Annotated in this window: 24 protein-coding genes; 4 read left to right on the top strand and 20 right to left on the bottom strand. The window is 48.2% G+C overall.

Features of this window, described 5'->3' with window-relative positions; genetic code table 11:
- Positions 1 to 113 precede the first annotated feature (113 nt).
- The 5 genes from gltX to QHH26_07205 form a co-directional block, all read right to left on the bottom strand.
- Entirely contained in the window at positions 114 to 1,586 is a 1,473-nt protein-coding gene (gene gltX, locus QHH26_07185; GenBank protein ID MDH7481740.1) for a glutamate--tRNA ligase, read from the bottom strand.
- Positions 1,586 to 3,448, bottom strand: a complete 1,863-nt coding sequence (locus QHH26_07190) for a hypothetical protein (protein MDH7481741.1) — start codon at positions 3,446 to 3,448, stop codon at positions 1,586 to 1,588. The genes gltX and QHH26_07190 overlap by 1 nt, the downstream gene beginning before the upstream one ends.
- Complete coding sequence (gene rimO / locus QHH26_07195; GenBank protein ID MDH7481742.1) at positions 3,445 to 4,803, bottom strand: 30S ribosomal protein S12 methylthiotransferase RimO; 1,359 nt, start codon at positions 4,801 to 4,803, stop codon at positions 3,445 to 3,447. The genes QHH26_07190 and rimO overlap by 4 nt, the downstream gene beginning before the upstream one ends.
- A 14-nt stretch (positions 4,804 to 4,817) precedes the next feature.
- Positions 4,818 to 7,028, bottom strand: coding sequence for a DNA translocase FtsK (locus QHH26_07200; GenBank protein ID MDH7481743.1), 2,211 nt, complete (start codon positions 7,026 to 7,028; stop codon positions 4,818 to 4,820).
- 263 nt (positions 7,029 to 7,291) lie between these two features.
- On the bottom strand, positions 7,292 to 7,555 hold the full coding sequence (locus QHH26_07205; protein MDH7481744.1) for a LuxR C-terminal-related transcriptional regulator: 264 nt from the start codon (positions 7,553 to 7,555) through the stop codon (positions 7,292 to 7,294).
- Between the two features lie 242 nt (positions 7,556 to 7,797).
- Between QHH26_07205 and QHH26_07210 the strand changes: the two genes are divergently transcribed.
- Both QHH26_07210 and hemB read left to right on the top strand, forming a co-directional pair.
- The gene (locus QHH26_07210) at positions 7,798 to 8,622 is read left to right on the top strand and encodes a sugar phosphate isomerase/epimerase family protein (GenBank protein MDH7481745.1); all 825 of its coding nucleotides are present in this window, start codon (positions 7,798 to 7,800) and stop codon (positions 8,620 to 8,622) included.
- 38 nt (positions 8,623 to 8,660) lie between these two features.
- Positions 8,661 to 9,632, top strand: coding sequence for a porphobilinogen synthase (gene hemB, locus QHH26_07215; GenBank protein MDH7481746.1), 972 nt, complete (start codon positions 8,661 to 8,663; stop codon positions 9,630 to 9,632).
- Here hemB and QHH26_07220 read toward each other — a convergent pair.
- The 3 genes from QHH26_07220 to QHH26_07230 are packed head-to-tail and all read right to left on the bottom strand — an operon-like array spanning position 9,619 to position 12,075.
- The gene (locus tag QHH26_07220; GenBank protein ID MDH7481747.1) at positions 9,619 to 10,131 is read right to left on the bottom strand and encodes an isoprenylcysteine carboxylmethyltransferase family protein; all 513 of its coding nucleotides are present in this window, start codon (positions 10,129 to 10,131) and stop codon (positions 9,619 to 9,621) included. The genes hemB and QHH26_07220 overlap by 14 nt on opposite strands.
- An 11-nt stretch (positions 10,132 to 10,142) precedes the next feature.
- Complete coding sequence (gene rsmG / locus QHH26_07225; protein ID MDH7481748.1) at positions 10,143 to 10,865, bottom strand: 16S rRNA (guanine(527)-N(7))-methyltransferase RsmG; 723 nt, start codon at positions 10,863 to 10,865, stop codon at positions 10,143 to 10,145.
- Between the two features lie 16 nt (positions 10,866 to 10,881).
- Positions 10,882 to 12,075: a family 10 glycosylhydrolase gene (locus tag QHH26_07230; GenBank protein ID MDH7481749.1), complete on the bottom strand. Its 1,194-nt coding sequence runs from the start codon at positions 12,073 to 12,075 to the stop codon at positions 10,882 to 10,884.
- Between the two features lie 142 nt (positions 12,076 to 12,217).
- On the opposite strand from QHH26_07230, the gene QHH26_07235 reads away from it, so the two are divergent.
- Entirely contained in the window at positions 12,218 to 12,865 is a 648-nt protein-coding gene (locus tag QHH26_07235; GenBank protein ID MDH7481750.1) for a bifunctional 4-hydroxy-2-oxoglutarate aldolase/2-dehydro-3-deoxy-phosphogluconate aldolase, read from the top strand.
- Between the two features lie 38 nt (positions 12,866 to 12,903).
- Positions 12,904 to 13,887, top strand: coding sequence for a sugar kinase (locus QHH26_07240; protein MDH7481751.1), 984 nt, complete (start codon positions 12,904 to 12,906; stop codon positions 13,885 to 13,887).
- Between the two features lie 3 nt (positions 13,888 to 13,890).
- On the opposite strand, the gene QHH26_07245 is transcribed toward QHH26_07240, so the two are convergent.
- From QHH26_07245 to QHH26_07300, 12 genes are all read right to left on the bottom strand, one after another.
- Positions 13,891 to 15,633, bottom strand: coding sequence for an FAD-dependent oxidoreductase (locus QHH26_07245; GenBank protein ID MDH7481752.1), 1,743 nt, complete (start codon positions 15,631 to 15,633; stop codon positions 13,891 to 13,893).
- Between the two features lie 85 nt (positions 15,634 to 15,718).
- Positions 15,719 to 16,285 carry a hypothetical protein gene (locus tag QHH26_07250; protein ID MDH7481753.1) on the bottom strand — a complete coding sequence of 189 codons (567 nt, stop codon included), beginning with the start codon at positions 16,283 to 16,285 and terminating at the stop codon, positions 15,719 to 15,721.
- A gap of 196 nt (positions 16,286 to 16,481) precedes the next feature.
- On the bottom strand, positions 16,482 to 16,925 hold the full coding sequence (locus tag QHH26_07255; GenBank protein MDH7481754.1) for a BlaI/MecI/CopY family transcriptional regulator: 444 nt from the start codon (positions 16,923 to 16,925) through the stop codon (positions 16,482 to 16,484).
- A 180-nt stretch (positions 16,926 to 17,105) separates the two neighbouring features.
- Complete coding sequence (locus QHH26_07260) at positions 17,106 to 17,975, bottom strand: decaprenyl-phosphate phosphoribosyltransferase (GenBank protein ID MDH7481755.1); 870 nt, start codon at positions 17,973 to 17,975, stop codon at positions 17,106 to 17,108.
- An 8-nt stretch (positions 17,976 to 17,983) separates the two neighbouring features.
- Positions 17,984 to 18,886, bottom strand: a complete 903-nt coding sequence (locus QHH26_07265) for a PKD domain-containing protein (GenBank protein MDH7481756.1) — start codon at positions 18,884 to 18,886, stop codon at positions 17,984 to 17,986.
- Between the two features lie 89 nt (positions 18,887 to 18,975).
- Complete coding sequence (locus tag QHH26_07270; protein ID MDH7481757.1) at positions 18,976 to 19,761, bottom strand: TIGR00282 family metallophosphoesterase; 786 nt, start codon at positions 19,759 to 19,761, stop codon at positions 18,976 to 18,978.
- An 18-nt stretch (positions 19,762 to 19,779) separates the two neighbouring features.
- Positions 19,780 to 21,318, bottom strand: coding sequence for a ribonuclease Y (gene rny / locus QHH26_07275; GenBank protein ID MDH7481758.1), 1,539 nt, complete (start codon positions 21,316 to 21,318; stop codon positions 19,780 to 19,782).
- 181 nt (positions 21,319 to 21,499) lie between these two features.
- A complete protein-coding gene (locus QHH26_07280; GenBank protein MDH7481759.1) occupies positions 21,500 to 22,150 on the bottom strand; it encodes a RecX family transcriptional regulator in 651 nt (216 codons plus the stop codon).
- 89 nt (positions 22,151 to 22,239) lie between these two features.
- Positions 22,240 to 23,277, bottom strand: coding sequence for a recombinase RecA (gene recA / locus QHH26_07285; protein ID MDH7481760.1), 1,038 nt, complete (start codon positions 23,275 to 23,277; stop codon positions 22,240 to 22,242).
- Between the two features lie 112 nt (positions 23,278 to 23,389).
- Positions 23,390 to 23,959 carry an RNA 2',3'-cyclic phosphodiesterase gene (thpR, locus tag QHH26_07290; protein MDH7481761.1) on the bottom strand — a complete coding sequence of 190 codons (570 nt, stop codon included), beginning with the start codon at positions 23,957 to 23,959 and terminating at the stop codon, positions 23,390 to 23,392.
- Positions 23,960 to 24,051: 92 nt separating this feature from the next.
- Complete coding sequence (locus QHH26_07295) at positions 24,052 to 25,296, bottom strand: competence/damage-inducible protein A (GenBank protein ID MDH7481762.1); 1,245 nt, start codon at positions 25,294 to 25,296, stop codon at positions 24,052 to 24,054.
- A 170-nt stretch (positions 25,297 to 25,466) separates the two neighbouring features.
- A complete protein-coding gene (locus QHH26_07300; protein MDH7481763.1) occupies positions 25,467 to 26,561 on the bottom strand; it encodes a VanW family protein in 1,095 nt (364 codons plus the stop codon).
- Positions 26,562 to 26,719: the final 158 nt, after the last annotated feature.

Here is a 26,719-nt window from a genome sequence, read left to right on the forward strand (position 1 = left end):
GAATCCTCGGAATGGAGCAGCAAACCAAAATAGGCTGGGCATCGCAAACCTTTTGAATTTTTCCCGCTATTACCCCGCTTTACTTTTCAATGTCTCAAAGGCCGCGAAACTTTTTAGAGCCGATTTCTAGTTAACAGGTCCAGAGTCTGGCTCAAACGACTTATAACTCTTTCGCGACCTAGAACACGCATTGTTTCAAAAAGGCTAGGGCCCACTGTCCGCCCTGTGACAGCCATGCGAAGCGGATGGATTACCGAACCACCAGACAGACCCATCTCTTCCCCGACCTTTCGCGCCGTTTCTTCTATCAATTCGGTCGTCCATTCTGGTATCTCACGCATTGCAGGAAGCATTTTGCAGAGCAGTTCTTTTACGTAATCTTGCCGCAGCCATTTTTCAACACCTTTTTCTTCGTAGCTTAGCTCGCTCATAAAGAAGAAGTCAGCAAATTCGACAATTTGCGCCAAATATTTAAGTCGGTCGCGCACAAGATTAACGACTTCACGCAAGTATGCCCCGTCCTCTACCGTAGGATTTTCCGGGAAAAAGCCTGCCTGGCGCAGGAATGGAATGCAAAGGTCTGCAATACGGCCTAGGTCTGCCTTACGTATATACTCACCGTTCATCCATTCAAGCTTCTGGATGTCGAAGATTGCTGGGTTTCTAACAATTCCCTCGATGCTAAAGCGCTCAATTAGTTCCGAGATTGTATAAAGATCACGGTCCTCGCCCGAAGACCACCCCAGAAGTGCCATATAGTTTACCATAGCCTCCGGAAGGAAACCTTTCTCCCTATATTCTAGGAAACGCATTGCTCCATGACGTTTACTTAACCTTGTGCGGTCTGGCCCAAGAATCGAAGTTGTATGTGCGAATTGCGGCGGCTCCCACCCAAAAGCTTGATACATAAGCACATGCTTTGGCGTACTTGATATCCATTCCTCGCCACGAATAACATGGGTAATGCGCATTTCATGGTCATCTACTACGCTGGCAAAGTGGTAAGTTGGATATCCATCGGACTTTATAATCACAAAATCATCTAGCAAGCGGTTCTCGAAGGTGATTTCGCCCCTAACCAAGTCTTGGATGGTTGTCTGTCCGGTGTCGGGAACTCTAAAGCGAATAACTGCCGGGATTCCCTTTTCCAATCTTGCCCTAACCTCATCAGCAGTAAGGGCAGCACAGGCGCGGTCATATCCAGTAGGCTCTTTTCGAGCTTCTTGTTCTTTTCGCATCTGCTCCAATCGTTCCGGTGTACAAAAGCAGTAATAAGCAGCGCCTTTCTCAAGCAGTTCTTCGGCATACCTTTTGTAAATCTCCAATCGCTCAGACTGTACATAGGGCCCATAGGCTCCTCCAACTATTGGCCCCTCATCCCACGCCAAGCCAATCCATCTAAGGCTTTCGAAAATTTCTTCCTCGGCGCCAGGAACCAACCTGGCCCTGTCCGTATCTTCAATACGAAGCACAAATTTACCGCCGCTATGCCTAGCAAAAAGCCAGTTAAAGAGCGCCGTCCGAATATTTCCAATGTGAACAAAACCTGTTGGACTTGGTGGGAACCTTACCTTTACTTCTTTCATCAATCTTCCTTTCGCACGTACTTCCTTTTGGCCTTTTTAAAGCCCTGGTCAACCTTTTTCTCATCAAAGTGCCAGAGCGCCGAATTAGGCTTCTGGTAGAAAGCATAATATGAACTTAGAATGCTTGCTACCAACCGGCGTGTTGCCCGCCTCACCAAGTTTACCTCTGTAAATAGCGTAACAAACTCTATGCCTTTCCTATGTGCAGGCATAATGCGGCACATAATCTCGAACGTCGAGACTGGCTCGGCCTCAACCTCCTGCTTCAATCTAAGAAGTTCGGCAACACGGTTTGAAGGGATATGCACGAGCGGGTCAGTCTTACCTTCATACACATATTTAAACTCGTCGGGTTTATCGGTCTTAATCAACTCGAACACTGCGCCAGATTCGGGCATATCCTCGGAATACCACGGAGCCATATCGTAGATTAGGCTGGTCTCACGGTTCACCCATATATCCGCTCGCTTGTCTTCACTACAAAGCGTTACCTGTATCAATTTTGGCCCCAAAGGGAAAAAGGTCTTCGGAATCTGGCATAGTGGGAACGTTCCAAGTTTTAAGTGATGATATTTAAGCACACACCTAGCTGAATCCATGACGGGAAGCTTATCTTGTTCGGTAATCTCTTCCTCGTCGCCAACATCTTGAACTAGCGGGTTTCTGATTTCGACTGCAAGCGTTCCTTCCAGACCCTCATCGTCCAATTCCACATCAATCTTTTCGCCGCTTGATGTTTCGAACGAGTACTTCGGGATTACTAACTCAGGTGGAACAATTTTGACATATTCAGGAATCGTATCCGCCATCCGCCAGCGGTCGCCGCCAATCCACGCAAATCGAGGGTCAGCACGCATAGCATCACTCAATCCCTCAGCGGCTATTGCATACTCGCGGTCGCGCGGCGAGATTTCAAATATCTTCTCAAGAATTGTTTGTATTCTAGCCTCGCCCTCAGCTGATACAATTTCTGCCACCTCATCGAGATCTCTCTCCGAGATAGTCAGTGTGAGCGCTGGCGGAACTTCCTCCTCAATTTCGGCACGCTCCACCACTTCAGGCGGCGCTTCCTCAATTATTTCCTCCTCAAGCTTATCGGCAAGATCGCGGAGTATTTTCTCAAAGCCTTCGGTAATCTTTTTAGTCGCCCAGCGCCCATCAGACATCCAAATAAGCATGTCACTTTTCCATAGTTCATTGTAGAACTCGGCCGGGTTTAGGTCCTCACCAATCGCACGCCAACGGAAGAATGAGATAAGCTTATTGCTGACCGGCACCTTTACGTTATCTACGAACTTTGCAACTTGCGGTGCAATGTCTTCATCGGTCCAATCAACTTTCGCCGCTACTTTTTCTAGAGAATGAATCTCATCCTCGTTTAACTCGTTATCAAAGACAATATCTTCTTCGAGCTCGGAGGTTATTTTAAACAGCCATTCACAAAGCCCGTACAAGTTGTCTTCGGTTTTAAAATATTTTTCTTCGTTATTGAGTAGTCTTGGCAGTAGCAGCTCATAGTAGTCAGCAGGACGTTCGTAAACCTGCGAAAGCTCATTGGCGATATTTTGAATTGACATTGGGCGCCCACACCAAGAGATTATTTCGCGCAACACGCGCTCCATTGGCCGCTGTTTATCCTCATAGCGCACCTCAAGATCCCACTTGCGCTCAATTTGGGCAAACCTCGGACTTGCAGCCAACACATGCCTGATTAATTTTGCCGAATATTTATCCTCAAGTGCACCTGCGATGTCAGCAGATCTTACTGGCTCCTTGTAACCAAGCAAAACCACATAAACCTTGTCCTCAAGAAAACGCATTGCATCCCGTTCTATTTGGTTTTCAATAGTCGCGTTATTCAATTCAGTACCTCCATATTATGTTTTCTCCTATTGCTTGCTTTGACTGGACGCGAAAACAGATCATACTCACTGCCTTCGATAACTTCTACCTGAATAAATTGCCCAGGCTTTCCCGAGCAATTCTCTATGTAAACAACCCCATCTATTTCAGGCGCATCACGATAGGAGCGCCCGACTGCCAGCCGACCGTCATTCTCCTCAACTAGCACTTCAAGCGTTGTCCCCACGAGCATTTGGTGCTTTTCCTTCGATATTTCTTTCTGCAACAACATCAACCTATGAAGTCGATTGTTCGCAGTTTCTTTGTCTACTTGCTTGTCAAAACTTGCGGCAGGCGTGCCCTCCTCAGGCGAGTAAACGAACGCTCCCAGCCTGTCAAACTTAATATCTTGCACGAACGCAAGCAATTCTTCGAAATCCTCATCGGTTTCGCCAGGGAAACCAACAATGAAAGTCGTCCTTAGTGCAATCTCTGGACATACGCCACGGATGCGCTCAAATAACCTTCGATATGAATCGCCGGTTCCTTGGCGGCCCATTGCTTTAAGGATTCGGTCTGAACAGTGTTGAAGTGGTACGTCCAAGTATTTGCAGACTTTCTCATTCTGAGCAATTGTTCTTATCAGCTCGTCTGTAATCCTTGTCGGATAGCAGTAGAGCAAGCGAATCCATCGAATACCATTTAGCCTAGCCAGCTTTCCGACAAGCTTCGCCAAACGAAATTCATTACTGGTGTCGAGGCCATATTTGGTAATGTCTTGCCCAACTAAATTAAGCTCCTTCACGCCAAGCTTGGCGAGCCCCTCAGCTTCGGCAAGGATATCGTCTTCAGCCCTACTTGCAAAGTTGCCCCTAATATCTGGAATTGCGCAGTATGAGCATCTGTTGTCGCAGCCATCGGCGATTCTTAAATATGCAGTCCACGGCGGCGTCGAAAGTATGCGACATCTTGGTATTGTCCACCATTTGCCGGGTTGCTTGACTTCGACGACGCGTTCGCCTTCGAGAATTTGCTTTATTATCTCGCCAAACTCGCTCGACCTACCCAAGCCAATAACGGCATCAACGTCGGGTAGCTCTTTGGCGAGATCATCGCCATACCGCTGTGCAAGGCATCCAGTGACTATTACAGACCGGCAAGCGCCTTCTGCCTTCCAACGGACGGCGTCTAGAACTGCTGTGATGGATTCCTCTTTCGCGCTCTCAATGAAACCGCACGTATTTACAATGAGGACGTCTGCCTGCGACGGGTCGTTCTCAACTTCGTAGCCCGCCTTATCAGCCTCCCCAAGTATTTCTTCAGCGTCCACGCGGTTCTTTGGGCAACCGAGATTTATTACTCCTATTTTAGCCATTGATTATCTAAAGATTAATTGTCCTCTTCGTCGAAGTTGTTCGTTTCCTCTCCGAAAGTAGCACCGCCTAGCACACGGTCCAAGTCCTCGGCTGTGATTAGCACTTCCCTTGGCCTAGCGCCATCGGGCGGGCCAACGATACCTTGGGTTTCCATTGCATCAACAATCCTCGCAGCGCGAGTATAGCCAATCTTGAAACGCCTTTGAATCATTGATGTTGATGCGTAGCCTTGGGTCACTACCAATCGCACTGCTGGTTCGTAGAATTCGTCTTTTACTCCATCGTCAGCGGCACCAGCAACATCGGTGATTTGAGCTGGCTCCATTGTGTATACTGGCGACCCCTGGTCTTTCAGGAATTTAACAAGCGACTCGATTTCTCTTTCGGTAATCAAACAACCCTGGATTCTAACAGGCTTGGCAGCATCAATAGGTTTGAATAGCATGTCACCTCTGCCAATAAGTCGTTCCGCACCGCCCATATCGAGGATTGTGCGACTATCTACTTGCGAATTAACTGCAAACGCCACCCTGGATGAGATATTCGCTTTAATAGTGCCGGTAACCACATCAACCGAAGGACGCTGAGTAGCTATTACGAGATGGATGCCAGTGGCACGGGCAAGCTGTGCTAGGCGACAAATCGCAAACTCTACTTCCGGGCCAGCCTGCATCATTAGGTCGGCAAGCTCGTCAATTATTAAAACCAAATATGGGAGGCGTTCCTCGGGCTTCACCTTCGCGTTGTATCCGTCAAAGTTCCGCGTACCCATTTGAACAAAGAGGTCATACCTCCGCTCCATTTCTTTAAGGGTCGCACGGAGTATCCCTGCCGCCTGCCTAATATCTCTCACAACTGGCGTGCATAAATGTGGAATTCCATCAAATAAGCTGAGTTCAACTCGCTTTGGGTCAATTAATATAAACTTAACTTCTTTCGGAGTGGCTCGGAAAAGCAAGCTTGCAATCATTGAGTTAAGGCATACACTTTTCCCAGCATTGGTAGCGCCAGCAATTAACATATGCGGCATCTTAGCTAAATCGGCAAATTTCGGTTCGCCGGCAATATCTTTGCCCAACGCGAACGTCAGCTTTGAAGGTGCATTCCAAAACTCCTCATTGTCTATGACTTCTCTAAGCGTAACTATACCGGGATTACTATTCGGCACTTCAACGCCAATCGCTGACTTCCCTGGAATGGGCGCTTCCACGCGAACATCAATTGCTGCAAGCGCCATTGCAAGGTTATCTGCTAGGCTCACAATTTTGTTGACCTTGATTCCAGGCGCAAGTTGAATCTCATACCGCGTTACCGTTGGGCCGTGACAAACTTCGACAACGTCTGCCTCTATTTTGAATTCTTCAAGTGTGCGTTCAATAACATCAATCTTATAGTTAAGCTCGGATTGAATTCGCTTTGGCGGTGGTGGCGGCTCATTTAATAGGGTGACGGGCGGCAACTGGAACTCAGCATCGCTTTCCTGAGGTGGTCGAGCGGCCGCAGACTGGCCGTGGTCTATCTTGCCTGTAACAACCGCACCTGTGACAACGTCTGACTTTTCACCATTGACGACCAGCGGCTTTTTAAGAATGGTAAGCACTTTGGGACGTTCTTTTTTCTCAGAACCGTTGCGCTCTGGCTCGACTGGCCGCCGGACATCAAACCCTCGCAGTTTTCCTCTGCCTGAAAATAGTAGCCGTATGCCTGCAACAGGGAGTGCAACTAACATCATAAAAGGCACACCTGTAATCAGCACAAGTGAAATAATCAATACAGCTGTTAGGAAGATGTGACTGCTTATGCGCCCAAGTATTAATTCAAGGAGATATCCCATGCCGAGGCCAAGGTATCCACCCCCAAGCTGAACGTCCTGCGGGTCAATTCTCGGTTGGGAGAATAGTGCTGTCACACTTGCAGTGCGAGCAAATTGCGACCATGTCACAAATACCAAAAAAAGAAGAAAGAAACCAATTAACCTTGTAGTTGTTGTCGAGCGGGGCGCACCTGTGACAAGAACGCCGCCTGCTATAATGAAGAGAAAGGGCACAACATATGCGCCAAGGCCGACGATCATCCTTGCTCCAACGCCCAGTGCTCCTCCAAGCAGACCGCTCTGTGGGGCAACGATTCCAACAAAAAGGATGCCGCCGAACGTGATACAGGCAATGCCGGCGATGTCTTGCATTAGGGAATCATTCTGGATTTTCCGCCGCGTGCGATTCATGGAATCAGCCTCTTGTGGCTAAGTATATCAGAGAGAAGCGCACCGGTCAAGAAATGCATTGTTCGCATGCGTGTTTGAGGTGCTCCAGTTTGTCGCAAAGTGCGAGGACTCGGCTTGATTTAAGCGTTGTAAAAAGAAAATCTCCCCCGATGCGACATCGGAGGAGATTAACTGTTGTAGTGCGACACGGCAAAGCTACACTCGCCATTTCGGCACATTACTCCCACCCCACCAATTGGAGCAGGTTAGACCGCTTCGGGCGATTATTTCGATCTAACCTCAGCAGGCTCGAGCGGTATTAGGCCGAGGCTGGTTGCTCTGCGGTAGGCTTGTACTCTGTTGCTTACTTGCAACTTCTCGTAGATGTTTGCGAGGTGAAAGTCCACTGTTCGCTTGCTCACGTACAGTTCCTCCGCCACCTCTTTACTCGACTTCCCCTCGATTACGAGCGATAGAACCTCAATCTCACGCTTGGTAAGTCGGATGGTTCTATCTTCTCGAACTTGGGGCATAGTCACAGCCGTCATAGCCCAACTCCTTTCTCGTGTCGCCGCTTCCAAGGAAAGTTCTTCCATACTTTTACTGGGATTTGAGAGAAAAAATACCCAAATTGTGTCAAAATGCAAACGAAAATTAGTTTGCCAAACGAACATCAGCGATCTGCCATTTGGCGTTCCCAGTAATACGAAGCAGAAAATTAAAAAGGCGAAGGATACTTAAGCCCATTTATTGAAGTAATTGCCTAGTGAATACTGAAGGAGGAGAATACATGAGCAACAAGTTGCGCTTGGGAGTGATAGTGGGGCTTGCGAAGGGCGCGGAGGTTGAGATAAAGAAGGTACATGATTTGGGGCTTCCCACTTGTCAGGTATCATGCTGGAACCCTAATATATATAATGATAACACCCTGAGGGAACTTATGAATGCCTGCGAGAAATACTGCGTTGAAGTGACTTCAGTTTGGGCAGGATATCCTGGACCGGCAGTTTGGAACTTCATAGATGGTCCTGCAACAATCGGCTTAGTGCCTCCCGAATATCGAAGCATGCGAGTAGATGCCCTGAAGAAAGCCGCCGACTTCGCCGCTAAAGCGGGAATTCCCTCTATCACCACACATGCAGGCTTCATACCCGAGAGCCCAAAAGACCCACTGTATGCAGGCACAATCAAAGCGTTATCGGAAGTTGTGCAACACTGCAAGCGTGCTGGAATATATTTCTGTTTTGAGACTGGGCAAGAAACGCCTATTACGCTTCTTCGAGCCATCAAGGACATTGGAACAGACAACCTCGGTGTGAACCTCGACCCCGCCAACCTGCTAATGTATGGAAAAGCCAACCCAATCGACGCACTTGATATTCTTGGCCCGTATATTCGCGGAGTCCATGCAAAGGACGGGGAGTATCCCACCGATCCTGGAAAACTCGGCATCGAGAAGCCTTTGGGCCAGGGAAGGGTTAACTTCCCAGTGCTCATCCCGAAGCTGAAGTCGTTTGGATTCTCAGGTGCACTTACAATAGAGCGAGAAATCAGCGGCGAACAACAAATCATTGATATCAAACATGCAATAAAGATATTAGAACCTCTCTGTTAAGGGTTTATAAAAAGTTGGATGAGAGAAGGTAGACGCTAATGATAAAAGTTCGTCCAAGACGACTTAGGACTTCAGAAGCCATCAGACGGTTAGTGCGCGAGACGGAGCTTTCGGTTAACGATTTCATCTACCCTGTCTTTGTAGTGCCCGGCAAAGAAATTTGCGAGAAAATCGAACCAATGCCAGGATGCGCACGCTATTCCATCGACCGATTAGTCGAAGAGGCAAAGGAAATTCGCGCTCTTGGCATCCCAGGAATTTTGTTGTTTGGTATTCCAGAATCGAAAAACGAAATTGCCACAGAAGCATATGCTCCAGACGGAATTGTCCAAAAAGCAATAAAAGCAATCAAGAAAGCCGTGGATGATCTCCTCATAATTACTGATGTCTGCCTATGTGAGTATACCTCCCATGGTCATTGTGGCATTGTTCGAGATGGAAAAGTAGTTAACGACCTCACACTCCCTCTTCTTGCCAAAGTTGCCGTATCCCATGCACAAGCCGGAGCTGATATTGTGGCGCCTTCCGACATGATGGACGGCAGAGTTGCGGCAATTCGGCAGGCACTAGATGAAAATGGATTCGAAGACACTGCGATAATGGCATATTCAGCTAAGTATGCATCAGCATTCTACGGCCCATTCCGCGAGGCGGCGGAAAGCGCACCAAAGTTTGGCGACCGCAAGTCGTATCAAATGGATTCTGCGAACGCCCGCGAGGCAATCAAGGAGGTCATGCTAGATATTGAGGAAGGCGCAGACATAGTGATGGTGAAGCCTGCCCTTCCTTACTTGGATATCATAAGGCGAGTAAAGGACGTGGTCAACGTCCCTGTCGCGGCATATAATGTTTCGGGCGAGTACGCGATGGTTAAGGCTGCTGCACAGAATGGTTGGCTGGATGAACATAAAACGGTAATGGAGGTCCTTACCTCAATCAAGCGCGCTGGAGCCGACATTATCCTAACATATCATGCTAAAGATGCCGCAAGATGGCTTAGCGAAATTTAGGAATAAGAACAGGAACCCTGCGTCGGTATTCTATATAAGCTTCACCAAAACGACGGACAAGCCCCGGCTCCTCAAATAACTTTAGATAGACAACTGCCGCCACCGCAAGCACCGGGATGAGGAACAGTCCTGCTAGAGAGCGAGCCGCAAAGGCAATGCCGAGTAAGATGAAAAGCTCGCCCAAAACCATTGGATTTCGGGTGTAGGCGTATGGACCAGTAGTGACAAGCGTTTGTGTAGGGTACAAAGCAATCCCGAAAGCTTCGATGGGAGAGCCACGACCAACAAAGTGCAAATAAGAGTATGCCCAAAGCACCCAAAAAATGCCCACCAGCAAAGCGAATGCCGCTAAAAACTGATTAACACTCTCCGGCGGAAATGGCATAAGGCCAAGTAAATTGTCTAGCCATTTACTAATTAAATAGAAGGCTCCTGGGAAAACAATGCCGAACACTATTAGAGCAATCCAGAAGCCAATAAATATCCTTATTTTGGACATATCACCGCCTCCTAAAGCGGATTCCTTTCGGGCACGCCAGCTTTTCTTGGATATGCTGGTGGCGTGCTTTGGCCCTTCCGAACAATCACCAGTGTACGCTGCACGTCGCTGTGTGGAATCACAAGCTCATTTACGATAGGTTTTTCGCCACCTAGAATTCCAATCGCCCTTTGGGCGTCTTCCACTTCTTCCTCTATATGCGCCCCTTTGTAAGCCACGAATAAGCCGCCAATTCGACAGAAAGGTAGACAAAGCTCTGCCAGCACATTCAACCGTGCAACAGCTCTCGAAACAACAAAATCAAAGCGCTCCCGATAAGATTGTACCCTTCCAATATCTTCTGCACGCCCATGCACCAGCTCAACATCCTTTAGCATTATTTTCTCGACAACAACTTCAAGGAAAACAAGCTTTTTCCGAACAGAGTCAAGAAGTGTTAGCTTCAGCTCTGGGCATGCTATCTTTAGTGGTATCCCTGGGAAACCTGCCCCCGTGCCGACATCTATGAGCGATGAACTATGAGGTATCTCGACGAATTTCAGCAACGCGAGAGAATCAAGGTGGTGCTTTATTGCTATCTCTTCTGGATTTGTAATGCGGGTGAGATTAAACTTTTTGTTCCATTCCAAAAGAAGAGACGTAAAGATATCAAATGCGTCAAGCTGGTTCTCATCCAAATGAATCCCCAGCTCCGACGCACCGGACGCCAGAATTCCCCTAAATATTCCGGCCATACTTTAGTGCCTCAAGCTACTTGCCGGTAGCTTTAAGTTTGGAATCCACCTGCTTTTTTGCCTTTGGCTTCCAAGGCATCTCGGGAACAGGAGCAGGCTCCTGGAAGACATGCTCCTTCAGCGCCTTGCCGAGAGCTTCTCGGCACTGAGACTGACTAAAGGCAAATCCAAAGACGCCCAAAATTCCTTTTTTCCGCGCCTGCTTGATTTGCTCAATCGCTCCTTCAATGTTGTCGCAAAAAACCATGTTCTCCGTGTAAGCATGCCTGCCATATGACCATCTTTTCATCCCGTCAAGCCAATTGAGATACATCCGCTGATGATCGGGTTTGGAAGGATTTTTATAATTCATCGGCATATTTGCATCGAGAATGCCTTCTTGCATCCAGCCTCTCCAATCTTGAAAGACCCAAGCGTAAGCATCAGTCTTCTTGAAGTCGGATGGGCAATCGCCCCAAGGAATTGTCGCAGCGCATAACTTTACATGAGGTTTGACCCTCTGAATAGTCTTATAGATATCACGCACCATCTGCGTAACCTGGTCCCGTCGCCACTGTCCCCAAAGGGGGTCTTCAGGAGCTGGCTTGCCGGTTCTACCATATGTTTTGTTGAATCTAGCTACAGCAATGTCGTTGTATCCCCACTCCCGACCAGGATAGCGAATAAAGTCCAACATAATGCCATCAATATCATATTTGGTAAGCAAATCGGTAAGCACTTTAATTGTGTATTCACGGACTTCCGGGACTCCCGGGTCTAGAAAACGACCGTCCTTCGACGCAGTATTGCCATTGACATCCTTACACAGCCATTCAGGATGCAAGTTGATTACATGATTTGGATATGGAGGGTTCTTGGAGCTTCCCCATACACGGAAGACATTAAACCAAGCATGCACCTCAAAGTTGTTTGCGTGGCCCTGCTCGACTGCATAACCAATTGGGTCGAAGTCTTTTTCCTTAATATCTGCTGAACGGGGCTCTATTGCTGAATTATAGAACGCATCGCCTGTTCGGCGCGCTTGAACAACTAGCACATTCATATTGCAATCTTTTGCCCATCGTATTGTATCGTCGAGCTCAGCTTTGCTTAACATGCCTGGTATCCATGTATGCACACCGACTGCTCGAAACTCTGGCTTAGCGGCAGCATACAAGCTTCCCAACATTGCAACATGCAGCAATGTTAAAGCAAAAAATCTAGACCTCATATAATAATCTCTCCTTACTAAAATAGGTTACTTTCCGTACGTCGGATATTCTACCATAATTTTAACCACCTTGGGTACGACTAACGATAAAACACTTGACCTTTTTGGCTTTAGTTTGCTACATTTCGAGATGGAGGCAAACATGAAGAACAAACAGCAGATTTTAGATAGGATAATAAAGTGCGGAATTGCCGCAATTGTAAGAGGACAATCTGCGGAAAAAATCCTCAAGGCTATCGAGGCGGCCTTGGAAGGCGGTGTAAACGTCATAGAGATTACATTTACTGTGCCGAACGCACTGGAAATTATCAAGCATCTTTCGGCAAACATCGGAGATGACGTAATATTAGGTGCAGGCACGGTTCTCACGCCCGAAATGGCTGAGGATGCAATCCAAGCAGGTGCACAGTTTATAGTAAGTCCTTGCACAAATCTCGCCGTAATTGACAAAGCTAAGTCTCTCGGTGCTCCTGTATTTCCAGGAGCATTGACTCCAACCGAAGTTGTTACCGCCTGGCAAGCTGGAGCAGATATGGTAAAAATCTTCCCAGCTAACGTTATGGGGCCAACATATCTCAAAGACCTTCACGGGCCGCTTCCTGAGGTAAAGTTCATGCCAACTGGCGGCGTTACTCTTGATACAGCGAAGGCATACCTTGAGAACGGCGCCTCTGCTCTTGGTGTAGGCAGCGACCTTATCAACAAACAATTGATGGATGAGGGCAATTTCTCAGAAATTAAAGAGCGAGCCCAAAAGTTTATGCAAATAGTTAAGCAATTTAGGGATTAAATATGCTGGGAACACTTCACACTTCAAGGAGAGAATAAATGGCAGACGTTGTCACCCTTGGCGAGGCAATGCTAAGGCTCTCGCCGCCAGACTTCCACAGATTGGAACAGGCGAACTCGTTCGATTTAAAGGTTGGCGGTGGAGAGTTAAACGTAGCAGTGGGTATTGCCCGGCTTGGGCTCAAAAGCAGCTGGGTGAGCAAGCTACCAGACAATCCGCTTGGCAGGCTGGTGCGCAACAAGGCACGCGAGCAAGGTGTTGATACTTCGCACATTGTCTGGACAAAATCAGGGCGGGTCGGCATCTATTTCCTAGAATTTGGTGCAAGCCCCAGGCCATCGAGCGTTTTATATGACCGCGCAGGCTCGGCGGTTAGCACGCTCGCTCCTGGTGAGGTCGACTGGAAAAGTGCACTCGAAGGTTGTAGCATCTTCCACGTAAGCGGCATCACGCCCGCATTGAGCAAGTCATGTGCGGAAGCAACCTTGGAGGCTGTAAAAGCTGCAAAAGATGCAGGTGCAAAGGTGAGCTTCGACGTCAACTACCGTAAGAAATTGTGGACTCCTGAGGAAGCAAACGCCTGCCTTGTGCCTATGATGGAGTTTGTTGATTTCTTGATTACCACAGAGGAAGACACAGGTATTGTTTTTGGCATACGAGAGAGCAGCTACCAGGATGTCGCTATCAAGCTTCATGAGAAATTTGGTTTCGATGTAGTAGCAATAACTTTGCGAGAAGACCTATCAGTTTTGCGCAACGATTGGTCTGCCTTTGCATATTCGCATGGGGAACTCTATGAAAGCGCGAAATACCCTTGCGAATTAATAGACCGCGTGGGTGCAGGAGACTCGTTCACAGCCGGTTTCATATACGGATACCTTACAGGCGATGTTCGTAAAGGCGTGGATTATGGTGCAGCATTTTCAGCACTCAAGCATTCAATCCCTGGCGACCTCAATTGGGCAACGTTGGAAGAGGTTGAGAATCTTCTAAAAGGGGGTGGCATAAGGATACAAAGGTAGAAGCTAATCCATCACTAACGTTCCTGTTCGAAGACCGTCGATAATATCGCTAGGGACCTCAATCCTCTCCATGCTGATATGCGGCTTTTTATCAGCACGCGTTAGAATTATTTGTTTAAGCCAGTTGCCATCGTCTCTTCTAGGATAGTCAGCTCGATAGTGGGTTCCTCGGCTCTCTGTTCTCGTCTTGGCAGCCGTTACAATCATATGGCAAACATCAATTATGTTCCGCATCTCAAGATAGTGACGCATATTGGCCGGCCTGGCTTTGGCTAAAATAGATTTTGCTTCTCGAATTGAAGCCTCCATATTGCTTAACCTCGACTCTGTACGAACGACGGATACATTTCTCCACATCGCCTTTTGAATTGACGTGAGCAATGCCTCCCATTCAATCTGCTCATTCACCGGAATGGCTTGATAAAACCGAACTTGCTGTTCGGCTATCACCTTGACTAATTCTGGCTGAACTTTTTGTCCGATGGCATACTTCGCCGCCTCGGCACCAGCAATTGCCCCAAAGACTTGCGAATCTGCTAGCGCATTTCCTCCAGGACGGTCGGCTCCGTGCTGCCCACCTGCCACTTCACCACACGCAAAAAGCCCCTTAATCTTGGTTGACGCTCGCTCGTCAATAAGCACTCCACCATTGAAGTGCTGAATGCTTGGCGCGAACTCCACTGGTTCTTTCCTGATGTCGATGCCACGAGCCAGAAGATGCTCAAAGGGCACGCGGGCTCTCGTTTCGATTTCGGCTGATGAGTTGTGTGAGATATCGAGATAAACTCCACCATGAGGACCTGGCACGCCTGTTACAATCTCCTCGTAAACAGCAATATCTATGTACATAGATTCATTTCGAACACTAAACGGGAATGAAACTCCTTTTAGTGTAAGTGCGTTCCCAATGTTAATGTCTTTTGGGATGCGCTTCGACAGGAATTCCTCACCGTTGCCGTTTAAAAGACGAGGGTTCATTCGCCAGAAAACACCAGAGAGGGCAAACTTTAATGGATGGATGATGCAAGGACCGATTTGTATGAATTCCATGTTCACAAGCGCCGCCCCTGCTCTGTATGCCATCGCCATGCCATCGCCAGTCATGCCTTCAGGAAAAACATTGAAGGAGTACAGCTCGCCAGCGCCACCTGTAGCTAAGATGATGGCTGGGGCGCTAAACACCGCCAACTCTCTACCACCTTCGGTAATTCCCCAACACCCAATTACCCGACTGGGTTGCTCCCCAGCCATAATTAACTCGGCGGTCATAACTCCTTCTACAAACCTAACGCCAAGGTCGCGTGCTCTTTCTAGCAGAACACGCTCGATTTCGGGCCCGGTGTTTGTTCCCTTGCCACATGCCCTGGGAAAGCGTGCGCCGTCGGAAAGTATTTGCACAAACTTGCCATCTTTCTTGTCGAACGACGCTCCCCATCGTTCAAGGTCAAGCAACCTCTGGGGTGATTCATAAGCAATCCTGCGTGCAAGTTCAGGGCGTGCAACTAATGCGCCCTTTATCATTATATCGAGCCAGTGTTCGTGGGGATTGTCCCTCTGGTCGGCATGGCCGAAAGCTGCCCCATATGCCATCCAGTCTGAAGCAGAGTTTTGGGTGCACCCACTCTTGCCGGCAATACCTTTTTCTAAAACAAGCACGTCGGCACCCGCTTCTTTGGCTGCAACAGCTGCCCTCAATCCTGCGCCGCCAGCACCAATTACTATTACATCAGCCTCAAGCTCCAGCATATCTAATCCCTTTCCAATTCCTTACGGTTAACTATAACGGAGTAGCAGAAAGGTGTCAACGCACGCAGGCAATTCTAATGGCAACCTAAAGTGCGCCTTCTTCGAAAATGCTTTTTCCGCGAAGTGCAAATCGGCAGTAGCCAAGCTTTTCACAGTGGCGTTCATCACAGTGCTTTGGCTTGCGATATATATACTTTCTCGTCTCTTGACGGTATACACTACGCAAACCCTTATACTTGGAGTCACCAGCATCTGCCCTGCGAGCGGCTGAGCGAACAAATCTAACAGCGGTTGGATGGCTTACACCCATTAGCTTTGCAATTTCCTTAAAATTGTAACCAATTGCATACAATTGCCAAGCACGTTTCTCAGACGAGGACATTCGCGTATGGTGGCTTATTAAAGACATTTCAATGTTAAATAGTTCGTCTGAATCTACCTCGGCGGAACCATATGTAAATCCTTCCGGCAAGGACGCCACCTTGCGACACTTCCTGAGGAGTTGCCGCTCTGTATATACAGGGCAATCAGGATTCCGCTCAGCATGACAGGCAAGCAGAACATCGGCGATTACTTCCATAACCTCGGGATGCATTCGCCGCTTGCCAATTAGCGTTCTAGCGTTGTTCTTTGGATACAATTCTCTCGACATTTAGCCCTCCTGATATATTAGTAGACGCCCGTCTACTAATATAAGTATACCGGTTGAATACTAGTTTGTCAATAGCTAATTAGTTAAAGATGAGAAAAAATAACCGGCCATCTGCTAAAGAGATGGCCGGTTGGTCAGTGGCTTTGGTTCTAGTTATCAAAGTAGCCACGGTTGCAAAACCGTGCTACTCCAGAAATTACTCATCGCGGAGGGCAGTTTCAATTTTCCTGAGTTCCTCTTCTGAGCAATCAGGGAGGAGGTCACGCACTGCTTTATATAATGGCTTACCGAGAACCTTCCGACAAACCTCATCTAGGAGCAGTTTGCCCATCTGCTCGCGAGTGATGTTTGGCGTGTACACGAAAGCATCGGTCTTCTTATCGCCTGTTTTCGTTTGTGTTAGTATGCCCTTCTTGGCAAGCTTTGCCATTGTAAGCATGATGGTAGAGTAAGAAAGTTCGCGTTTAGGATACATTATCTTGAATACTTGAGTGCTATTGACGGGTGGCTCAAGGTCCCAAATTACATCTAGGATTTGTGCTTCGAGCTCCCCAAGGGAGTAAGTAGAAACTGCTGGCGCTCCGCCTTCTGCTTTATCGTCTTTTTTTACTGCCTTATATAGGCGATCTACTAAAGACATTAGTACTTCTCCTTTCAACCAGAAAACAGCAACTTTTAGGTCATCTGTGAAATCGTTTGCATGGCAATATATTACAGGATTGCTACTCGTTTGTCAAGCAATGAAGGTTTATAAGAATGCTAATTTAGAAGTCTTAAACAGAAGCAAGGCATAAACGAAGAAAATCTTACAAAAGCTTATCTATTTTCCTAAACCAATTATAAGGCCAGCGGTTAGAGCCCATAGGATAATACAGACCAGGAGAGGTTTGTCTGTAATTACCAACGTTTCCGGGCTTTCAGCGCCCGAATTGTTGTGGATTAGGAACAGATATCTGAAGACGCCATATATGACAAAAGGCAACGTGATCATCATGTAGGGGTGTGCGGCTCCGGTTCTCGAGAAAAAGGTGTACAACGCATAAGCTGTGATTGTTGTGGAAGCAACGATATTGATTAACTGGTCGAGAAGTGGAATCGAGTACTGCTCCAGCACTGGCCTATGTTCTTGTGCTTTTTGGACAACTAGAAGCTCCTGTCGTCGCTTGGCTAACCCAAGAAATAAGGCAAGAAGCACTGTGCAGACAAACAGCCAAGGGGACACTGACACGTTGATTGCCGCCGCCCCTGCTGCCGCTCGAAGAACAAACCCACCCGCGATTACTAAAACATCCAGGATGACTATCTTTTTTAGCCCAAGTGAGTAAGCTGTTATAAATCCTAGGTATGCAAGGCTAATGCTACCGAACCTAAAATCAAGTGCAAAGGAAAGCATCAAACTTCCTATGCAGAGGAGCGTGGCCACAATCCACGCTGTTCGAATAGCTAGCCTGCCAGATGCAATGGGCCGCTGTGATTTTTTCTCGTGCAGCCGGTCGCGTTCTACATCTAGGATATCGTTTACTATGTACACGCTCCCAGACAAAATGCAGAACAAGGCAAAAGCCAGCACGACCTTAACGTAATCGGAAACAGGGTGCTGGCGATCTAAAGTAAAAAGCAGGCCGGCAAACACGAACAGGTTTTTCGACCACTGTCGCGGCCGCATTGCTTGAAGAATCGTGGTTATCAACACATCACCTAGTCGTAGACTGTCACCTTTGATTGGGTGCTAACGCTCTTTTTGATACCGAAAAGATCGGATATTGTCAGAGTAACCGTGTATTCACCAGATTTTCGGTACTTATGATAGACAAGCTCACCAACGGCATCCTCTTGGATACCATCTGAAGCATCAAAATCCCATGAATACTTTACCGCTGCTGCCCCCGGATTACAAGAAGCCCTGAACATGACGTCATCTCCAGCGGCGACATACTGGTCTTCATTGGGGAATACCTGTATTTCAGAATTGTCAGTGATTACTCGGATTGCGCCAATGTAGAAAGATTCATTGCCGTCACCAGTAATTACCAAGCGCTTCAACCTAACCTCTTTTAAATCTTTTTTAGCTTTCATCGCCGCAAATGGAATTGAAATGCGCATCCATCCATCTTCACCTACCTGGCATGCTGAGAGGGGCACTTGGCCCTCCACCCATTCTCCGTTAAGGGCCATGGCAACCCTGACCCTTCGAATTGGTTTGGTAGCAGTAGAAGTCGTGCCATATGTGCTACTATAGCCATATGTAGTGTCCTCGCCCTGCACGCGGAACCTGGCTATAAGCTGGATATAGCCGTTCCTGTCGTTATAATAGCTCGTAATGTCTGGGGCGTTCTGAAAGTCCAACCTAACGCCATCATAAAGGCTACGTCCGCTAACCTTTATCGAGAATCTTCCGCTGAAGGCGAGGCGGGGGTTTTCCTCATATTTCCCACTGCCCCAACTGCCTATCTTCAAGCCTGCCTGGTCTGCTGGGTCGCCATTATAGAGCACCAAACCTTCTTCTTCGAAAAACTGGGCTAGCGCAGATGTGCATGCCCCGCAGAAAATCGTAATGCCGACCAAGAGGACAGCACTTACTCTTGCTCTTTGATTTGTCAATAATGTCCACATTTTAACTAACTCACACCTCAATCGTTTTTTAGTAAAACGCCCATGTATTCGACTGCCAACCGCACTACTTCGGTTCCCTACGCCGGCTGGTTTCTTTGGATTCTCATAACGCTCAATGCCTGTCCAGTACTGCAGTCTGCTTCAACCAAAACAGCCGAAAGCATTGCCTTTCCTTCGGCTATCTCAAATTTTGTCGGCATCTGCGTAATGAACCTGGAGATAATAAGCTCCTTTTTCACACCAATAACCGAATCTATTGGGCCAGTCATTCCGACGTCACTTATAAAAGCTGTTCCGCCTGGCAGAATTCGCTCATCGGCCGTCTGAACATGGGTATGCGTGCCGAGCACGCCAGTGACGCGACCGGCAAGGTACCATCCTAGAGCACTTTTCTCCGATGTCACCTCCGCGTGGAAATCAACAAAAATTAAATTCGTATGCTGACTGAGCTCAAGAAGTATAGCATCCGCTGTCCGAAATGGATCTTCAAGGTTTTCCATGAAGATTCTTCCGCATAAATTGATAACACCAATGCGAATGCCATTCTTAGTCAAGTATATGTTCCATCCTCGGCCGGGCACACCTGCTGGATAGTTCGCCGGCCTAAGCAAACGCTGTTCCTCATTGAGATAAGTATAGACTTCCTTTTTTGACCAAACGTGATTGCCAAGGGTAACAACATCAACGCCAGATTGGAAGACCTCGGCGGCAGTTTCCATGGTGATTCCCATACCTCCTGCCGCATTTTCGCCGTTCGCAACGATAAAATCAGGCGAGTACTCTTCTCGTAGTGCCGGTAGCAACTGAGAAACGGCCTCTCGTCCCGGCCTTCCCACTATATCTCCTATAAACAGAAGCCGCAAGCAGCTGCCTCCAGACTTTTACTTGGCATACTCCACAGCCCTTGTTTCGCGAATAACGGTGACCTTGATTTGGCCGGGGTATTCCATTTCTTCCTCGATTTTCCTAGCAGTATCGCGGGCTAACTTTGCCGCGGCAAGGTCGTCAATTTCCTGCGGCTTTACAAGCACTCGGATTTCCCGCCCCGCCTGCACAGCATACGTCTTTTCAACACCGGCAAAGGAGTCCGCAATTGTCTCCAGCCTCTGTAGGCGTTTAACATAGGTTTCCAGGGTCTCACGCCGAGCGCCAGGCCTTGATGCTGAGATGGCGTCTGCTACCGATACAAGAACAGCCTCAATGGTTTCGGGTTCTTCATCCGAATGATGCGCTTTAACTGCATGAACCACCTCTGGATGCTCGTTATACCGATGGCAGATATCTGCACTGATGACCGCGTGCGGCCCCTCAACCTCAAAATCCACTGCCTTCCCTAAATCGTGCAGAAGACCTGCCCGCCGAGCAAGCAACACGTTTGCGCCAAGTTCGGCCGCCATTGCACCGGCGAGATGGGACACTTCGATGGAGTGATCAAGGACATTCTGGCCATAACTCGTGCGGAACTTTAGTTTCCCAAGTAGCTTCACAATCTCAGGGTCGAGAGCAGTAACGCCCGTCTCAAATACCGCATGCTCACCAGCTTGACGTATTTGCTCCTCGACCTCAGCTGTTGCTTTTGCAACTGTTTCCTCGATTCGCCCTGGGTGAATGCGCCCGTCCGATATTAAGTTACTTAACGCAATTCGCGCGATTTCTCTGCGAACTGGATCGAACGCAGAAAGCACGACGGCTTCTGGTGTGTCGTCAATGATTAGGTCCACGCCAGTGAGTGTCTCAAATGCTCGTATGTTTCTTCCTTCACGGCCAATGATCCTGCCCTTCATCTCATCGTTAGGCAGGGGCACAACCGAGACCGTCGTTTCTGAAGTTTGGTCAACTGCACAGCGCTGAACTGCGAGCGTAATAATATCGCGCGCACGTTTTTCGGCTTCTTCGCGAGCTTGGGCTTCTATGTCGCGTATTAGCTTGGCGGCCTCATGGCGAGACTCCTCCTCGACCATTTTTAATAGGAGGTTTTTTGCCTCTTCCGTAGTAAGCCCAGCTATGCGCTGAAGCTCCGCACGCTGTTTTTCCAAAATGCTGTTTAACTCTTCTCTTATTTTGGCGCTTTCTTGCTCTCTTACACTTAATGCTTTCTCCCTTTTCTCCAGGTTATCCAACCTGCGATCCAGGGATTCTTCTTTCTGCGTCAGCCTTCGCTCTAACCTCTGTATTTCAGCTCGCTTTTCGCGATTTTCCCTTTCGATCTCTGCTCTGAGTTTGTAGGCTTCATCTTTTGCCTCAAGAAGGATCTCTTTCTTTTTTGTCTCGATATCCTTTTCGGCTTGCTCTCTAATCCTCTGAGCTTCCGATAACTGTTCTTCCGCTTTGCGTCTTGCTGGAAGAACGCAGAAAACGAATCCCAGCAAGACAATCACCAGGGATGCTATGACGCATCCGACGGCATACAATGTATTCATAAGGTCGGCCTCCTCTCCCCGAAAAGTCGGATTGAGGCTGAGCGAACAGGACCTTAAAATCCGGCTGACCTAGCGCGGGGGCGTTAAAGTTCGCCTCCGCGATGCAGATAAAATCCTCCTTACCCTTCCCATAAAGTATCTTCATGTTTGAATCTCAGCCATCGCATGACACACGATGGACCTATTCCTCGTCGTTATCGGCGGAAAGTTCGCCCAATACTTGCGATACTACTTCCCAACCGAAGCCCTGCCTTCGCAGGAATGAAGCCAATTTGCGCCGTTTAGTATTAACCTCCGCATCTTTATATTTGGCCCAGCGGCGCTTTGCGGAGTCAAGCGCTGTTTGGTATTCTATCTCCTCATCAATTTCAGACAGAGCATCCTCTGCCACGTCGTTTGGCACACCTTTTTGCTTGAGCTCCCATTTGATTCGCTGTTTTCCCATCCCCTTGCCTATCAACCGGCTCTTCACCCACGCTTGGGAAAACTGCTCATCATTTACGAGTCCAAGCCGCTCAAGGTATGCTAAAACATCCTCAATAATATCTTCGGCAAACCCACCTCGCCTAAGGCTTTGCGCAATCTCAGCTCGGCTGCGCGCCCTATAACCAAGCAGATTAAGCGCCTTCTGCTTGGCTTTTGTTAACTGCTCAGCGTAGACGATTTCTCTTAGCCGCTCCTCGCTTATCTCTTGGCCAATTTGAAGGCCAAGGTCAGCAACTACATTTGCGTCCACGCCTAGCACAAATTTGCCGTCAACGAAAATAGACCGACGGTTTTGCCGCTTCTCCTGTGCCTCTATTGCTGTTATTCTATGCTGATGAGTAGTCAACCTTCTACCTAATTCGCACAGAAAAGCAAAGTTTTGATGTTTTGCAGGCTAAATTGAGGCCTAATTACCTCAAATTATGAGGATTCCCGCTAATCCTCAATAGCGGCCGCCGGAGCAAGAAACACCTTTCCAACAGCCTCTTCGCGTATTTTGGCTTCCAATTCATCTATCAGTTCGGGGTGCTCTTCCAGATATTGTTTTGCGTTCTCACGCCCCTGGCCAAGTCTTATATCGCCGTATGTGAACCAAGTGCCAGTTTTGCTTATAAATCCTAGTTCTGTGCCGATGTCAATAACTCCTCCCGACCTCGAGATGCCTTTGCCAAACATGATGTCAAATTCAGCCTGCCTAAAGGGCGGGGCGACTTTGTTTTTCACTACTTTAACCCTCACCCTAGTGCCAGTCATTTCGTTTCCCACCTTGAGGGTCTCAACCCTTCGCACTTCCAAGCGAACTGATGCCCAGAACTTTAGAGCGCGCCCGCCTGGAGTTGTCTCGGGATTACCGAACATTACGCCTATTTTTTCGCGAACTTGGTTGATGAAAACAGCGGCTGTGTTTGATTTACTGACAGAACCGCCAATCTTTCTAAGAGCTTGCGACATTAGCCTCGCTTGAAGACCTACATGAGAATCGCCCATCTCGCCTTCAATTTCAGACTTGGGCACAAGCGCGGCAACAGAATCCAGAACCACGACATCAACCGCATTACTCCTGACAAGCGCGTCTATAATTTCGAGGGCCTCCTCGCCGGTGTCGGGCTGGGACACCAACAACGAGTCTACATCTACGCCAAGGTTCCGCGCATAAGTTGCATCAACTGCGTGCTCAGCGTCCACAAAGGCGGCAATTCCGCCAGCCTTCTGGGCTTCAGCAATGATATGATAGCCGATGGTTGTCTTACCTGACGACTCTTGGCCATATATCTCGGTAATCCTTCCTCTGGGGATGCCGCCCACACCAAGAGCAATGTCAAGCGCTAAAGCACCAGTAGAGATCGTCGAGACATTCAGCCGCGACGCCTCCCCCAGCCTCATTACTGCACCCTTGCCAAACTGCTTCTCGATTCGGCTCAAAGCCAATTCGAGTGCTTGTTCTTTTTCTTTGCCGTTACCTTTATCCAACACTTGATCTCCTCTCATCTTTTAGTCGCTATCTAATCACTAAGCCATCCTTTCTCCCAACGAATTTCTGCTCTTCCACAATACCACGGCTTCTTTGTTAGGATGCCACCTCTTTTTATGCTACAAGTTCAACCTTTCTCAAAGCGGTGTAGATTGGGCCGGTTGGGTGAAGATCGCTCTTCATCACCGCAACCGAATCCACCATTACAGTGCCAATGGGTTCGTCTCTAAGCTTATCAATACTTTCTCTAAGCGGGGCTATGCCTTGGGAACTTCTAGCGCGGCCCAGCGTGACGTGGCCGGTGAATGGACGATCTTCGCGTGGAAATCCGAGCTTTTCCAAAGCTGTGTCCACGCGCCCCGCTATTTCCTTTAGCTGGTCTTTGCCAGTTTTGACACCAACCCAGATAACTCTGGGACTACTAGGCCTTGGAAACGCACCGGCACCTTCTAAAAATATTTCAAATCTATTCATGGGTTCTACGGCTTCTCGCACCGCATCGGTGATAGCATCGAGTTTTGCCGCTTCTATACTGCCAAGGAACTTAAGCGTTATATGGAAGTTTTCCTCCGGAACCCACTTAACGTCAGCTTTGGTCGCGATTAGCTGTTTCTCAACTTCCGCCAGCCGAGACCGAACTTCAGCTGGCAGAAGGATTGCTACGAACGTTCGTATCTTTTCCATCTTCAATGCCAAATAACAAATTCACAATCTCAACCTTGATGTTTCAGCTAGAGTTTTTATCTAAATTTTTATTGCTCCCTATGGCTTCCAATTTAAGGCGTCTTCAGCAGGTACATTCTTAGCTGATTGAGTGCCGCTGTAGACGCCCTTAGCTTGATCTCTTCACGACTTCCCCCAAATACGTTCCTGGTAACTTCTGTGCCTTCGGGGGTTTTAAGCCCAATATACACGAGACCCACTGGCTTTTCTGCAGTTCCGCCGCCAGGTCCTGCAATACCCGTGAGACCTAAAGCAACATCGGCGCCTATCCGAGTGGCCGCACCTTCAGCCATAGCTCGCGCCACCTCGGAGCTCACCGCACCATACTTGGCAATCATTTCATTGGATACGCCAAGCAGCTCGGTCTTCACCCGGTTGCTATATGCTACCATACAACCTTGGAACGTTTCAGAGCTTCCCGGTACATTGGTTACTCTGTTTGAAACAAGACCGCCAGTGCATGATTCTGCTAATGCAAGTGTTAAACCTCGGTTGATTAGCATGTGCACTGTTACCGACTCAAGAGTTTCGTCATCTACCCCATAAACATAATCGCCTAGCCGCTTCTTAGCCTCTTCCTCAAGCGCAGAGATCATGCGGACCGCAGTTTCATGATCCCTTGCTTTGGCGGTGATTCTGAAATGAACCTCGCCGCTTTTTGCATAAGGCGCAATCGTTGGGTTCTCGCTGTCAAGTAGGTCTTTAACCTTCTCCTCAGCTGCCGACTCGCCAATCCCACATACTTTAAGCACACGAGATTCAATAACTGAGCGGACACCGGAAAGCCTGCGTTCCAAATATGGAACCACATAGTTTTCAACCATGGGAATGAGCTCACCGGGGGGACCTGGAAGAGCAACCACAATCTTGCCTTCCTTCTCGACAAGCACACCGGGCGCCGTCCCAACGGAGTTCGGCAACGCAATCCCGGATTCGGGCTTTAGTGCTTGTTTAAGATTGCTCGCAACCGGCTTGATTCCTCTGCGCTCGAAAAATTCGCGTATAGCCCTCTCAGAATCTAAATCCATCACGAGCTTTTCGCCAAGGACCTCTGCGATGGTTTCCTTTGTGAGATCGTCCATCGTCGGCCCTAAACCGCCGATCGTGATTACGAGATCTGCTCGTGAGAGGGCGGTCTTTAGCACATCGGCAAGCCGGGAAGCATTATCACCAACGGTTGTCCGATGGTAGACATCAATTCCCAGAGCGGAGAGCACTCTCCCAAGGTAGGGGGCATTCGTGTCTATGATTTGCCCCAAAAGCAATTCGGTTCCGACTGAGATTATCTCAGCGCGCACACACGTCCTCCGATATTTCGATAAGTATTATAGCTATTTTGTATAAGGAATTCAACTTGCTAAATCGCCTCGCTAAAGAGACGATTGGAGTAAAAATATTGGCATGTAAAAATTATGCACGCCCACTTAAAAGCCGAAAACTTTGAATCCCCCGAATGATTCACTTGCTTTCACGAAGCTGGGTCTTGAGCAGCAGACGGCTGGCCAACGTCTGGTGGGCTAATGGGCAAAGGTTGCGTTTGATCTGGTTTGGGCGGCAGGTCGGGCAGTGGGATGATTACGGGTGGAAGGTTGAGGTTAGGAAACTCCTGTTCCGTATTTGTATCTTTCTTCGGGTGAACAAGAACCACCTTGTCCTTAGGCAAGATAGTATCACGACTTATGACCTCACGCTTGATTAGCTTTCCATTTTGTCGAATCAACCTAACAATTGTAACAGCAAAACCGGGCCGTGGTTCTTTCTTTACGATAACCTCACCCTCGGGAACGCTTTCGTCTTCATGTTCGATGACTTTATATGGCAATTCTTCGTAGTCCTCTGAAAGAATTTCTACCGTTCTGCCGGGGATCTTTGTGCCATAGAATGCGACTACCAAACGGTCGTCTTCGACCTTTGATCTTATAAAGAGCACATTCCCAGTATCATTCTTAAAACGCAGGTCCGCCCAACCAAACGATACAGCCGCATCCCTCCCTGGCGGCGCATACTTCACAGGACCTGAGTGTGGATGGCGCTCTACTATTTCAAGTCCGGTCTCAAGCGCCACGTTATAGAGGGCTGTAGAGAGAATACATATCCCCCCGCCAATCCCAATAACCATCTCACCATTTGAATACTGTGCCGCTGGCTTATAACCCTTTTCCGCCGTGCGTGGACCGACTATTTCATTGAATGAAAACAACTCATTCGGACGCAGAATTGTGAAATCTACTGCTTCCGAAGCCAATGAGATATTTGTAACTACATTGTCGCCTTTCGAGTCGAGCGGGATAACCCATGAACCAATGAGTTCAGATGTTCGGGCGGCAAATGCCCTGCTCAACAACTTAGATTCGCGAGCGTCATCAGGCACGCTTGAAGCAGGAATAGCACCAAATTGCGTCAGCACAATATCAGGTAGGCTGACAGATGGTGCCGGCGTTGAGTGGTTAGTTTTCTGTTGGGAGCCGGCTAGCTCAACCGTACCAAAATCCCACACGACAAGCGCCGTGAGAAATAGGCTTAGGGCTAGCTTCACGCCAAAATGGACTCGAGGATTCACCATTTGTTTCCTTGAACAACAAATCTGCATCAACTTGCACTGCTAAACGCAACGCCTTTTACAATTGCTTTGCTATTATACCACGATCGCAATGGCTGCTCCATATTTAAAAATGATACCAAAATATCACCTGATGGTCACTATTAGTTTTGATTTGGAAC

It is taken from the genome of Armatimonadota bacterium, from assembly GCA_029907255.1.
Classification (GTDB): domain Bacteria; phylum Armatimonadota; class UBA5829; order DTJY01; family DTJY01; genus JAIMAU01.

Bases quoted from the DNA above. Each gene is read 5' to 3' on its own strand.
- gltX (MDH7481740.1), bottom strand. From the start codon at position 1,586: ATGAAAGAAGTAAAGGTAAGGTTCCCACCAAGTCCAACAGGTTTTGTT.
- rimO (MDH7481742.1), bottom strand. From the start codon at position 4,803: ATGGCTAAAATAGGAGTAATAAATCTCGGTTGCCCAAAGAACCGCGTG.
- QHH26_07200 (MDH7481743.1), bottom strand. From the start codon at position 7,028: ATGAATCGCACGCGGCGGAAAATCCAGAATGATTCCCTAATGCAAGAC.
- QHH26_07205 (MDH7481744.1), bottom strand. From the start codon at position 7,555: ATGACGGCTGTGACTATGCCCCAAGTTCGAGAAGATAGAACCATCCGA.
- QHH26_07210 (MDH7481745.1), top strand. From the start codon at position 7,798: ATGAGCAACAAGTTGCGCTTGGGAGTGATAGTGGGGCTTGCGAAGGGC.
- hemB (MDH7481746.1), top strand. From the start codon at position 8,661: ATGATAAAAGTTCGTCCAAGACGACTTAGGACTTCAGAAGCCATCAGA.
- QHH26_07220 (MDH7481747.1), bottom strand. From the start codon at position 10,131: ATGTCCAAAATAAGGATATTTATTGGCTTCTGGATTGCTCTAATAGTG.
- rsmG (MDH7481748.1), bottom strand. From the start codon at position 10,865: ATGGCCGGAATATTTAGGGGAATTCTGGCGTCCGGTGCGTCGGAGCTG.
- QHH26_07230 (MDH7481749.1), bottom strand. From the start codon at position 12,075: ATGAGGTCTAGATTTTTTGCTTTAACATTGCTGCATGTTGCAATGTTG.
- QHH26_07235 (MDH7481750.1), top strand. From the start codon at position 12,218: ATGAAGAACAAACAGCAGATTTTAGATAGGATAATAAAGTGCGGAATT.
- QHH26_07240 (MDH7481751.1), top strand. From the start codon at position 12,904: ATGGCAGACGTTGTCACCCTTGGCGAGGCAATGCTAAGGCTCTCGCCG.
- QHH26_07245 (MDH7481752.1), bottom strand. From the start codon at position 15,633: ATGCTGGAGCTTGAGGCTGATGTAATAGTAATTGGTGCTGGCGGCGCA.
- QHH26_07250 (MDH7481753.1), bottom strand. From the start codon at position 16,285: ATGTCGAGAGAATTGTATCCAAAGAACAACGCTAGAACGCTAATTGGC.
- QHH26_07255 (MDH7481754.1), bottom strand. From the start codon at position 16,925: ATGTCTTTAGTAGATCGCCTATATAAGGCAGTAAAAAAAGACGATAAA.
- rny (MDH7481758.1), bottom strand. From the start codon at position 21,318: ATGAATACATTGTATGCCGTCGGATGCGTCATAGCATCCCTGGTGATT.
- thpR (MDH7481761.1), bottom strand. From the start codon at position 23,959: ATGGAAAAGATACGAACGTTCGTAGCAATCCTTCTGCCAGCTGAAGTT.
- QHH26_07300 (MDH7481763.1), bottom strand. From the start codon at position 26,561: ATGGTGAATCCTCGAGTCCATTTTGGCGTGAAGCTAGCCCTAAGCCTA.